The organism is Candidatus Harpocratesius sp. (genome assembly GCF_054039255.1).
The window spans coordinates 1-13,142 of record NZ_JBPLBG010000064.1 but is presented as its reverse complement, the minus strand read 5'-3'; the positions used below and the strand labels follow the sequence as shown (position 1 = coordinate 13,142).

The window sequence follows — 13,142 nt, the reverse complement described above, 5'->3', positions numbered from 1 at the left end:
GATTTATTTAATGCAATTTTATTTAAATCATTACAAATTCTCTTGATTAAAGTTATTAGAAATGTTGTGAATTTTGTAAGGTGAGAACAATAATGAAATGGAATTTTGAAAACAAAATTGCAATTATAACCGGTGGAGCATCAGGTATTGGTAAACAAATTGCAAAAGATATGGTTGAATCTGGAGCATCAGTCGCAATATTCGACTTAGATGCTGTTCAAGGGGAAAAAACACTTCAGGAATTACAAGGTTTGACAGAAAACAAAGTAAGATTTTTTCAAGGCTCTGTTGCAAATAAAGAGTTTGTAGACACAGCAGTATCTAAAGTTTTTAAAGAGATGGGAGAGATTGATTTTCTCATTAATTGTGCAGGAATATTGCGAGACTTTATGATCCATAGATTCGATGAAAGAAAATGGGATTTAACTCTTGAAGTTAATTTGAAGGGAGTGGCTATCGTTTCTCAAGCTGTCGTTACACAGTGGATTTCGATATCTAAAGCAAAAGCATCCGAAAAAGGAGAAAAATACTTACCCGTTTTAGAAAATCCACCCCGAGTAATAGTAAATATAGCTTCAATGGCTGCAGATGGAAATATGGGTCAAATGGCTTATTCTGCATCTAAAGCAGGTGTTGTAGGGATGACATTAACCATGGCTAAAGAATTGAATAGATATAATATTCGCGCTCATGCACTTAAACCTACCTTGATTGAAACACCCATTATTGGAGATTTACTTCAAAAAAACGATGGAAAATTCAGAAATATGTATGAAAGTAAAATTCCATTTGGTATTGGTAAAACAAAATATGTAAGTGATCCAGTATGCTTTCTTTGCAGCGAAGGAGGATACTTCATGAACGGATGTATTATTCCCATTAATGGAGGCAAACTTGACGGACTATAAAGCGTTATCTAAAGATAAATAAAAAAAAACGGAAAAAAAATTGAAAAAACAGAAATTAAAACGAAAAAGATGATAAAAAGATGTTCAAAGAAGTCCCAGGTGTTCAAATTATAGATCCAGAGATTAAAAAACATATCACCACACGTAATATATATAAAATCTTTAACCAATTTATTTATCCTGAACTTTCTTCAGAAGAATATGAGTTCCTCCTAGAAGTGGAAGAATATATGCTGACAGAAATTGAACCAAAAATAAATTTAGCAGAAGATGTGTATGAACTCTTCCCAATTTTAGGAAAGGGAAACTATATGCAAAGACTTAATCCTTTTGGTGAAGGAAACCATTTTGGTATGAGATATGAATTATTATTGGCGATGGCAACATCTATTGTCGACCCCGAGCTTGATCTTGCACGAGTTGTTTCTGGTTTAATCTTTACAAATCCAATTTTTCAGAATCGTAAAGATAATCCGAAAATGGACCAAATCTTACAAGATGTGCTTTCTGGAGAAAAAATCGGATGCATCTGCATTACAGAGCCAAAACAAGGATCAGATGCAGTTAACATGAAAACTATAGCAGAAGAATATCCCACAGGAATTACAATCACTGGAGAAAAAATATTTACAACAAATGGCCCAAAAGCCGATTATTTTATCGTTTATGCAGTTACTGACATAAAACAACCAAGAAAAACTATGTATCAAGCTATAGCAGAACGCGGTTTTGAAGGACTGGAAACTGCACGTTTGGGAATTCCAGCAGTACCACGAGTTCATATTGGACAAACCAAATTTAATCAAGTTCATATCCCTCCTGAAAATATTATCGCAGGACGTGGTAAAGGATACGAGCATTTGTTCTCAGGATTAGTTGCTGAACGTGGAGATATCGTTGGTTCCAGTCTAGGAGTTAGTTGGTTATCATTAATTACCGCATTTCTCTATACAAATCTTCGTGTACAGTTTGGCAAACCAATTTATAATTTTGAAGCAGTATCATTTCCTATGACAGAATTGTTTTCTGAATTAATGGCAGCTACTTCTTTAGGGTTACAGATGGGAACAGAATATCGCAAATTTGTAGAACACCCTGAATATAAATTTATAAGGTATAATGCTGCTTTGAGTTCAGGAGCAAAAACTATTGCTTCTAAACTATCACATAAAATTGCCTATGAAGCACAGCATTTATGCGGCGGAATTGCATATACAGATAATCTAAGAATGGATAGAGCACTCAATGTAAGTCGAATTCAAGAAGTTATTGGTGGTTCACGAAATATTCAACGTTTCTTGATAGGACGAGTTTTAAAAGATATGTTAAAAAAACTTAATTGGGAATAAATTTAGCTTTACATGAAAATATTAATTTCCTGTTGATGAAACTAATTCGCAGTTAAAAATTTTTTTATTCTTTTTTTCTAATCATTTTTACTGAATCTTTTTAACTGAATCTTTTTAACTGAATCTTTTTACTGAATTATTTTTTTTGATTTACTTTTATTGGACCTTCATTTGAACATCTATTATTTAAATCTTTTCGTGTGAATTGCTATTTTATTCTTATAATATAGATAAACCAAACCACAACATAAATGGAAGCATTATTAATCCGATGAAAGTTAACACTACAACCCCCAACGCGGCGAATTGTTCATCAAATTCGAAATAAATGGAGTAGATTACATTATTCTGGGCGGGTGGCGCACAAATAATTAGAAATAGAATAGTTCGAATTTCATTTTGATAATTTGGAAAATGAAGAATGAATCCAAAACATAAAAAGATTAACAATCCTAACACAAATCGGATTAATGCTGTTTGCATGAGCGCATTTTTATAAAATTTAACACGTTTTTTTGAGATTCCAACCAACGAAATACCAATTAAGATAGCACTAACTGCTGAAGTTATTTGCGAGAGTGGTGTTTTAAGTGCTATGAGAAAATCACTGGTTTGAAATTGAGGTAAGGCGCGAAAAAGAATTCCGAAAAAAATACCTAAGAACGGAGGAAAGAGAAGTAATTTTCGCAAGGTTTGACCCAAACTTTCATTTTTTGATTTTGTACCTAAATTATGAACTTGTAAAGGTAAAAAAGTGGCTTTAATTGTTGTCATTGTACTGGCATAAATAACGGGAATAACTAAAAGTTCTTCAGGAAAAACAAGTAAAATGATTGGTGTAATATAATAAAGTGAATTAGGAAAAGATCCATGAAGAGTTTGAGCACCAATTCTTCGATAATCATCTGTTTTTTTACTGAAATACTTTAATCCTATATAAAATTGAGTATAGTGGGATATGATTGCAATTCCAACAATTTGAAGGATAGATTCAATTGAAAGATTGAATTGAGAAACAAGAATAATAATAAACACTTGTAATGGAGTAATAAGGTTGATTAATAGATTTACAATCTCTTTTTGAACTCTTTCTTTATAAGAACCAACAACCACTCCTAATAACACACCTACAAGGATGAAACCATATACTAATAAAAGTTTCCAAAATACGTAAAAGTCCATTAAGTGAGCCAATTATTCCAACTTAATGAAGATTTCCCCTTAATTGAAAAAGAATATAGAAAAAGTTTTTTGTGTAAATTAGTTTTTTGATCAAAACTTATTCACATTTTTCAACTTTAGAGAAATTAAATAATCGAAGTTACAGAATCATAAAGAAAATTTCACACTGAAAAAAAGCAAAATAAGAAAAAAGGATATAAGGTTATTCTTTCAAAATTTTCTTGATTGCATCCCGGATTTCTTCCACAGCAGAACGATCTTCAATAGTAGATATATCACCAATATCTTGCTGCTCGGCAATCGCTTTAATAATCCTCCTCATAACTTTTCCTGAGCGAGTCTTAGGTAATCGAGATACTTTTAAAACATCCTTCGGAGTTGCTATTGGTCCAATCCCCTCACGAATAGTTTGGATAAGTTCTTTCTTCATTGTATCATCCCAATTAAAACCTTCCTTCAATACAACCAACACAAGAGGAACTTGACCTTTCACTTCATGAGCAATACCGATAACCATGTTTTCTGCTACAGCAGGATGCGAATTTAATAATTCTTCAATTTCACGGGTACCAAGACGATGAGCTGCCACTTTAATTACTTCATCTGCTCTTCCTAAAACAAAATAATATCCGTTTTCATCTTTAATAGCGTAATCCCCAGTATAATACACTTCTTTTCCTGGTATTTCACGAAAATAAGTCTGTACAAATCGTTCGTCATCTCCATACACAGTCATCATAAAACCAGGCGGCGTGGGAGGATAAGCAATTAGAAAGCCCTTTTCATTTGGCGGCATTGGATTTCCTTCAGCATCTACTACATCTAAATTCCACGTCCATGTAGGAAATGTGGGAGATCCAGGTTTAATCGGGATATTATCAACCCCAACAGGATTACAGAGAACGGGCCAGCCTGTTTCAGTTTGCCAATAATTATCCACAATTTCCACCTTTCCAAGTACCCGTTTAGCCCATTGATAAGTTGGTGGATCTAATGGTTCACCAGCTAAGAACAAATAACGCAAACAACTTAAATCGTGTTTGGTAATCCATTCTTCTGGATATTTTCGCAACATTCGAAAAGCTGTAGGTGAACTAAAAACAACATCTGCCTTTACTTTTGCAATGGTCTCGAACCAAATTCCTGGATTCTGCTCGCCACCTTTTCCATGTAGAGGAGTACCATCATAAACAATAGAAGTTAATCCAGCAATTAAGGGCGCGTATATAGTATAAGAATGACCGACAACCCAGCCAATATCTGATGTAGCAAAATACACGGAATCTTCATTGCATCCATAAAGAGAAAAGATGGAATGATAAAGAGCAACCATGTATCCCCCCGTATCTCTAAGAGCACCTTTCGGTTTTCCAGTTGTTCCTGAAGTATAGAGAATATATGAAGGGTGATCCGATTCTAAATGCTCACAAGGTACTTCCTTAATAGGGCAAGAATCTAACTCAGTTTGCCAATCTAAATCTCTTCCCGAAACTAGATTATAATTTTGGATTTTAAAATTTACTACTAATACATTTGGAACCTTAAATTGTGCAATTTCGATTGCATCATCCACAATCGACTTTAAAGGTGTTATTTTACCTGCACGTTTACTTGCATCGCTGCAAATGATTAATTTGGGTTTGGCATCATCAATTCGCACAGCAATAGATTCTTTACTGAAACCTGCAAATATTATTGAGTGTATTATTCCAATGCGGGTACAAGCTAAAGCAGCGGCACAAGCCTCTATGGACATTGGCAAGTAAAAAATTACACGATCACCTTTTTCCAACCCCATATGTCGAAATAAGCCGGCAATTTGATTTACAAATGTATACAATTCTGCATATGTTATCGGTTTAGATATACCTTCTACCGGATTTTCATATATAAACGCTGCTCGATTCGCATGAGTTTCAGAAAGTGCCCAACGATCTACTGCATTATAACAGATATTTGTTTTCCCTCCTTTAAACCACCGATAAAAGGGAGGATTCGATGTGTCGAGAATTTTCTCATGAGGTGTAAACCAGTGTATTTTTTTGCTAATAGGTTCCCAGAATCGCTCTGGATGAGTTATTGATAGTTGATAATCTTCTTTATATGTCATCGATAATCGTTTAAATTTCAATCTTAAAGTTTAAAAGCTCTTTGTATTAAAGAGAGAGTGATCCACTTTGATAATATCTTGACAGTATCACTCTTCACCTCTATTTAACTATTTGCTTAGTAAGTTAAAGTACAAAAAATCGAAAAAAAGAAAAAATGAAAATGAAAACTTATTCGCACATAAAAGAATGATACAGAAAATATGAAAAAACAGTAAAGAATACATTTTTATCATACTTCAGTCTCATCTATAAAAGAAAAACTTGTATTTCTCTCTAATGAATGAGGTTTATCTTCAGTTCGAAATTTCTTAGGAAGTAATTTTTGAAACCATTCAGGTTTTTTCGTAGAAAGCGCAGCTAATCCCGCTATTCCAAGCGATACACCTATAATAATTCCAATTGTGGTATATGGAGGAAGTGTTGAAAAAATCCTTACAGGATCAAACCATTTTTGGGCAATATTCCCATATATATCAAATATTTCTAACATAAAAACTACATTTGAATCGACATTGTCTAAGATATCAATAGTTAAGTCAATTTTTTCTGTTGTTTCCTTATTATAGAAGAGAATTTGATGCCATTGATTTTCCTGCAGAAAATAAACTCGTATTTTATAAATTAAATTTGCATCTGATACCTTTAAATTAATCAAAACTTTTGGCGTGGAAGTGGTAATATCTTCAAGATTGGCTTCAACTATGTTTGGATTATCTGTGTCTCGATAAATTTGATCGTTTGGAGAATACTCTAAAGGAATATTTTCTAATTCTTTTCCATGTGTTTGCAGCGAAAATTTATCGTACATTCCCCAAAGTTCGCACTTTCCACCAAATGAATTTTTTAAATTAATTACTTGGATTTTATAAGAAATACTTGTATTTCCAACAGGAAGAGACGCAAAGTATACATGAATACGAGATCCTTTAATATCAACAGGATAATTAGATCCATCTAGTGAAAGAATTTGCAAAGATTCTAGAATATATTCAGTTCCTTCAGGTAGAAAATCATCTAACGCATAATATTGGCGATTTTCTCGTGTATTTTGGATTTTTATTGTCACAGTAATTACATCTCCACCAAATAACCTTTGATGAGTATCGAATGATTTCTCTAAAATTATTCCATCTTTTGAAACTTGTTTGGATGAAATATCTTCATTGTTGGTATTTGGATAAAGAGATATCGGATGATATTGAAATTCACTTAAGGAACTTAAATCATTTGATTCAGCAACAGAAGGGGAAACAACATTACATATAATTGGTCCTATTTGTTTATAGATATGTTGATAAGTAGTGCTGTTATCAATTGGATTCAAGTAAACAAGATCACCCGAAATTCGGACTTTGGTTAAATCATAATTGCCTATATTTCCAGGTGCCATAAGGTTGAAATTAAAATGACTTGTTCCAGTTGGAATTGCTTCACTAAAAAGTGAATTTGTATTGACTGGAGAAACTATATCAAAATTTTGATTTAAATCAACCAATTCTATTGTAACTTGTTGTAAAGAGTACCAAGAAGGAATGTCTCGGAAAATTACGGAGAGATTAAATGATTGTCCAGATAATGCAGTAATATCATTTTGAATTTCGATAGTAGGCATAACTCGGACAATTTGGGAAGACTCAAACATATAAACAAATTGTCCAGTTCCTGAAGAATCTAAAGTGAGAGTGTTATTTCCTGTTTCCATCTGTGAATCTACTCGTAGTTTTATTTGAGATGGAATCCAATCAGCAGTATAGTTTAACTCATAAATCGGAGTTTCTTGATTATTCACATTTACATTGATAGTGCCGTTAAAATCAAGAATTTCTTGACCTACGGTTATATTTTTCATAAAAATCAAAGCCTGAATTGCTGAAGAAGTATCTGCTGTAGTCCACCATCCATATTGATGTTTCTGTGAAAGTAAAAACTGAGTTGCTTTTTGAAGAAGGGGAAAATGTGTTATATATCCATCAGCAGCTAATGCCATAATTACATTGGCAGTTATTTCAACCGTACCTCCAAAATATCCCCAATACCAATAATTATCTGAATCAAATGACCAAAAGACATTCCCATTCTGACTCTGCTTATTCTCGAGAAGGAAGTTTATCAAAGTGTTGGATCGAATTGAATTTTCAAATACTGTATCATGTGTAGCTAAATAATACATAGCTGCACCATAAGATCCTCTATAGTTTTCATTATCCCATTGGTCATTTAAAAATGAAATAGCTTTAGATACTACTTCAGAGAGATCAATAGCAGATATTTTCTGCGAAAGAAGCAATTTAGATATATATGCAGTAGCTTCAAATGCAGTATTACCATAATAACTAGCAAGTGTCCAAGAACCATCGCTGTTCTGTTGATTTAAAAGATAAGCCAGTGCCTCATTAAAATTGAAGGAATTGATATAGAATCCTGCTTTATCAATTTCAATCATGGTATAAAGCACAATCGATGTCATATAGATTCGTGACTCATCATCTTGCCACCAACCCCAACCTCCATCAGAATGCTGCATTGTATATAGCCGATTTAATCCATCTGCCACAATACTTTGAATTTGATTTTCCACTGTTTCAGTTAATTCACCAGTCATTTGTAAATATTGATATATTAAAACACTAGGAAGTAATTTAGAGACTGTCTGCTCCACGCATCCATAAGGATACCCAATTAGTGATGACCAACTATCTAAAGAAACATCGAGAAGATCACTATAAATCGCAATAGTTTCTTTGTGATAAATTGTATTTTCATTTATTGAATAATTTAAAATAAATGGATCGCTTGCATTCAACACACCAATCTGCTGGAATTTAAGTTCTAAGCCATTAGGTTTGACGTATATTTGAATCTGTTTTGCATCGGAATAATCACCTATTGAACTATTAGTAGCGGCTAAAATTGTAATATTTTGATTAAACGCATCTCTACAATATGCAGAAAATTCTACTTCAGAGACCATATTAGATGGAATAAACACCTGCTGAACTTCATTATTCAGAATATTTAATCCTTGAGCATTAATAGCCACTAAAGCTGTAGTATCTGTTCCTAAATAATTGTAGATATACGCTTTAATTGTTATTATATCGTCCTGTGTTACTGGTTGGGCGATATCAAACTCAACAAAGAATGGTAAAAATGATTTTATTTTAATGGTTTGAATATCTCCCCATAAAACGTTACTACCTCCTTCTTGATCTATACCCATAGCTACAGCACGAATAGTCCATTCTCCAATATTATCTGGTAGCTTAAAAGTAAAGTTTGTTGGCTCAGTAATCCATAATTTTGGATTCCAATTTGATGACTCAGAAATATTTTTCCTTATATCAACATCAAATGATCCTAAAATACCTTCGAAGCTAAAAGTTGGATTTCCATCATCTCCTTTCTGAACATCAGATAATAGATTAATTTCATTATTATCTGTTGCATCATCATAAGCAATATTAGCAACATCATAAGTACGTGTGTGCCAATATAATCCTCCAGTTGGAGATCCATATCCTATCCACCAATAATTCGAGCCATCATATCCCACTCCCCAAGAACTGGAAGATTGAAGATACGCAGCATAGTTATAATTGGAAAAATAAGCAAGTTCTGAATCATCTTCTGGTTCAACATCTAAAACTGCACTATCGATGAATGAAAGAGAAATTAAGGTAGGATCATCAGATGTTGGCGAAATAGTCAATGTAATAAAATCTCCAGGCTCATAAACATCTTTATCTGTCTTTAATGAGATTCCTACTGTGATATTTACATGGAATACAAGGTAATTTTCAATAATATGTCCTGTTTCAGAGATTGTGTAAACAAATATTGTAAAATCAGGCAGCCATGAAGAATCAACAACAAATTCATAGGAAAATGTACCATTTGTTATATTGAGTGGAGCAGAAAAGATTAATCCTCGTTTATACACCTCAATATAATGTAAATTATTTGTGGGTACGTCTGAAGAACCAAAGATTTTAACAGAATCCTGTGAATGAACTAAAAAGCGATATCCTTTTTCATCTTTTGTTGTAACATTAGTTCCTAAACTAATTTCATAAGTTTGTCCTACAGTAAATCGAATATAAGCAGATTGATAAGTAAAACCTCTATAATAAGAGTTACTTTCTGAAATTACGTATGAATAAATACGATAAGTTCCAGATTTTGCATATTGGGATAAATTGAAGGATAGATTTTCTTCACCATTAAAGATCATTGTAGCTTTGCCAATTCGCTGATAATTTGAATCGTAGAGATATAATTCACCTTTCCCTTGTACAGGTTGATTAGCAATAGTATCCCAGAATTTGGCAGAAATTTTAATAGTGTCACCTGGAAGATATGATTTTTTATCTAAATTAAGACTTAAACTATATTTTTTAAAGCGGAAATAATCATAAGAAGAAGAAGATCTTCCATCTTCTAAAACCATACTTACTTCTATTTGAAAAAAATCATATTTCCCAATTAAAGAAGAATCTACAGAAAATTTAATTGAACCAGAACCAAATTCATTAGTGTTTCCTTTATATGTGGAGATATACTTTCTTGTTTTTAATGAATATTCATCTATCCAAATGGCATTAATCCCATATAGTTTAATAGATACTGAAACATTGGCTAAGGGATTAAATTCCCAATCCCAATAAGAAGAACCTCCTGAACGCATTAAGTATTGATATGCATAAAAATAATATGTTAGTTCATCTCCAGGATTAGGAGCCCATGGATTAACATAACCCCAAATGTAAGTGTCTTTTATACGTGTATAACTCTGTTTACTCTCCGAAGATCTTCCATAGTCGTCAGAAACTATAGCATGAGCATCAAAACTATAAGATAAATCCGCAATATTGTTTAAATAGATCGCAAAATGATATTTTCCTAAAGCATTTGTTTTCCCTGTCTCAGAATAAACAATTTCTCCATTATAATTCACAATTCTGAGTTCTACTTCAGCACCGATAACTGGTTGTCCAAAATAGTATTCAACAATAACATCGCCTTCAAACAATGTAGGTTTAGAAAATAATAAATCTGTTGATTCTGGAAAGAAATTTTTTCCATATGTATCAATTGATACGCGAAAAACAGGTTTTTCATAATATTGAACTTTAATTGGATAGGAATAACTATGGTTCTGATAATCAAAAAGAATTGAATATGTTCCAATATCTGTATCATCACTGAAATGAAAGTCAAAGGTCAAAATTCCAGACGAATCAGTTAAAATTTCCGTCCAATATACAGTAAATTCATCTGGATTATTCACTGATACGCGAATAGGAGTTCCAGCTAAGGGTGTGCGCGTTTCATTCATAAATGAATATTCTAAGACCATTGCTCGTAAATGCATGGTTTCACCCAAGCTATAAATGGTTTTATCGGTTGTCACAATATATTGAAAATGATCTCCATTTAGAGATTGTTCACCCCCCCAGAGACTATAATAATAATACTCCCATGACTGATAAAGGAACATAGAAAAATGAACTGTAGATCCAGGAATTTCTATGTTTAAGCGCATATAATATTCATTTTCTGTTTCTGAAGGAATAATAAACTCTAAAAGATTGTAGCCATTTTCATCAACACTTCCATTTCCAGCTAAAACTTGTACCCAACCGCTATTATCATATTCCCAATTATAATATGAAAGAGAATAGGAAAAATTCTGCTCAGGTAAGGGGGAAAAATCAGATAGATCAACTAAATGAATTCCAGCTCGAAAATCCTGCCCGGGTTTATAATATCGTGGGGCTTTTACAAAAATTCCTTCATTTCCAACTGTGAATTCTTTATAGGAATTAATATTATAATCAGTAACATACAAAGTATACATCCCTTCGGCAAAATCATCCGTGATTGAAAGTACAGCTCTACCAGTAGAGTCGGTATAGACAGTTTGATAATAAATTTTATCAGATTCGCCCGAATCGTCATAATAATATGAATAGTAATCATACCAATTTCGCCAATAATTCTTATAAACATATACATCTATTACGTGATTAACCACTGGAGTAAAATTATAGGTCATTTGGATTTCTATATTAATATCTTCTTCCGAAGTGAAAGCATATTTCTCTAAGTTCACTGCCATAGCATAATCGCTATCCCACCAATATTGAGAACGCGGAATTTGATTCATATCGGGTTCTGAATCAGTAGCAGGAGTTGTTCCATCGTTTGAAGCGGATTTATCATTTAATTTTCCCTTTTGCTCTTCATCAGTTATTTCTGTAAACAATGGTGTCTTTGGATTTACTGAAAAACGATATGGAGTTGAATGTGATGGATATGAAGTTTTTATTGAAGAATTGGTTTCGGAAATCTCTGGAGAAGAAATTGAATTAGGAGATCTAAATGCACCCACGTCAAATGCTCCTACGGCAAGAATTTGGAAACAGACCAAACCAACCAATAATACTGCAATTTTTTTACGATCTTGATTCATTTTTATTTTGCACCAAAAATAATCGTTATTAAAAATATGGGTCTTTGTAATTTTATCCTAAGGTTTAGAACACATTTTTTACAAAAATCAAAATCATAGAACAGTAAAGGAAAATCGATTAAATAGTCAAAAAATAGGAAATTAACATTTTATAATTTAAAAAACGAAAAATAGAATATAATTTTACTAAATACTTAAAAAAATGAATCCAAATATTAGATTGGTCGATGATTCAGATGAAAAAAAACATCATACCACAAATAAATAAGAATTACAACCCCAAAAATGATTAATATCGCACTATCTCTATTCCATGTAAAAAATATAAAACCAAAATAACCAATAAAAAAGCATGTAGTAAAAATAGCCATAAAAATCGATCGAGGAAATAACCATCTACCCAAAAGAACCCAAGTGGATAAAACAGGTATATCAGCCTTATGCTGCAATTGATATAAACCATTATTATTGTTTACTAAATTAAGTTCTACTAATTTATCCAAATGATAACGTGCAACACTTGGGCTTGATAATTCTAAATTTCTCTGTAATTCACGAACTCCTATTTCATGCTTATTTAATAGAACAAAATACACCATTAAGGTGGTGCCGTTAAGTTTTTTTTGAATTTCTCTCTTATTTAATTGATTTTCTCTTTTTTTTATTGTATCGAGATCATTTTTATTTTTTTTTTCAGTTGAGATTTCAGATTTTCGTGAATTAATAAATTGTTTAATTCTTGTAATAAACCCAGTTTTATCGCCCATTAACAAAAAATATGCAATACATCATTATAAAATTATGGATCTATGCTATTTTAGTTCAAAAAGTGTTCCTTACAGTATATTTTTTATAAAAAGATAAAAGAAATAAAAGAAAAAAAAGAAAAAAAAGATAAGAAAAATAATTAAGATTTATAGGATTGAACAAGAATAACCTTCAATATCTTTCCAAAGTTGCTACAATTGACATATTTATAAAAGATAGTAAAAGGTTAAAACGAAGAAAAGTCAATTCCAGCAATACTTTTTATTTTTTCAAAATCTTGTTTGTCCCGAGTAATAATTCTCGAAATCCCCATAGATAATGCAGATCCAGCAATCAAACAATCATTTTGCTT

Annotated in this window: 6 protein-coding genes; 2 read left to right on the top strand and 4 right to left on the bottom strand. The window is 32.1% G+C overall.

Going from position 1 to position 13,142, the window contains the following annotated elements:
- Nucleotides 1-92: 92 nt before the first annotated feature.
- Together ACXLDF_RS13865 and ACXLDF_RS13860 are read left to right on the top strand one after the other, a co-directional pair.
- Entirely contained in the window at nucleotides 93-908 is an 816-nt protein-coding gene (locus ACXLDF_RS13865; protein ID WP_457559136.1) for an SDR family NAD(P)-dependent oxidoreductase, read from the top strand.
- Between the two features lie 80 nt (nucleotides 909-988).
- On the top strand, nucleotides 989-2,257 hold the full coding sequence (locus ACXLDF_RS13860; RefSeq protein WP_457559135.1) for an acyl-CoA dehydrogenase family protein: 1,269 nt from the start codon (nucleotides 989-991) through the stop codon (nucleotides 2,255-2,257).
- Between the two features lie 219 nt (nucleotides 2,258-2,476).
- Here the strand turns inward: ACXLDF_RS13860 and ACXLDF_RS13855 are convergent, their stop codons facing one another.
- The 4 genes from ACXLDF_RS13855 to ACXLDF_RS13840 all read right to left on the bottom strand — a co-directional run bounded on the left by ACXLDF_RS13855 (nucleotide 2,477) and on the right by ACXLDF_RS13840 (nucleotide 12,789).
- Nucleotides 2,477-3,439 (bottom strand): AEC family transporter, encoded by a 963-nt coding sequence (locus ACXLDF_RS13855; protein WP_457559134.1) that lies wholly within the window; start codon nucleotides 3,437-3,439, stop codon nucleotides 2,477-2,479.
- Between the two features lie 202 nt (nucleotides 3,440-3,641).
- Entirely contained in the window at nucleotides 3,642-5,549 is a 1,908-nt protein-coding gene (locus tag ACXLDF_RS13850) for an acetate--CoA ligase (protein WP_457559133.1), read from the bottom strand.
- 230 nt (nucleotides 5,550-5,779) lie between these two features.
- A complete protein-coding gene (locus ACXLDF_RS13845; protein WP_457559132.1) occupies nucleotides 5,780-12,022 on the bottom strand; it encodes an MG2 domain-containing protein in 6,243 nt (2,080 codons plus the stop codon).
- 215 nt (nucleotides 12,023-12,237) lie between these two features.
- Nucleotides 12,238-12,789, bottom strand: a complete 552-nt coding sequence (locus ACXLDF_RS13840; protein ID WP_457559131.1) for a hypothetical protein — start codon at nucleotides 12,787-12,789, stop codon at nucleotides 12,238-12,240.
- Between the last annotated feature and the right edge of the window lie 353 nt (nucleotides 12,790-13,142).

Coding starts and splice junctions, on each gene's coding strand:
- ACXLDF_RS13840 (WP_457559131.1), bottom strand. CDS start 12,789: ATGGGCGATAAAACTGGGTTTATTACAAGAATTAAACAATTTATTAAT.
- ACXLDF_RS13855 (WP_457559134.1), bottom strand. CDS start 3,439: ATGGACTTTTACGTATTTTGGAAACTTTTATTAGTATATGGTTTCATC.
- ACXLDF_RS13860 (WP_457559135.1), top strand. CDS start 989: ATGTTCAAAGAAGTCCCAGGTGTTCAAATTATAGATCCAGAGATTAAA.
- ACXLDF_RS13845 (WP_457559132.1), bottom strand. CDS start 12,022: ATGAATCAAGATCGTAAAAAAATTGCAGTATTATTGGTTGGTTTGGTC.
- ACXLDF_RS13850 (WP_457559133.1), bottom strand. CDS start 5,549: ATGACATATAAAGAAGATTATCAACTATCAATAACTCATCCAGAGCGA.
- ACXLDF_RS13865 (WP_457559136.1), top strand. CDS start 93: ATGAAATGGAATTTTGAAAACAAAATTGCAATTATAACCGGTGGAGCA.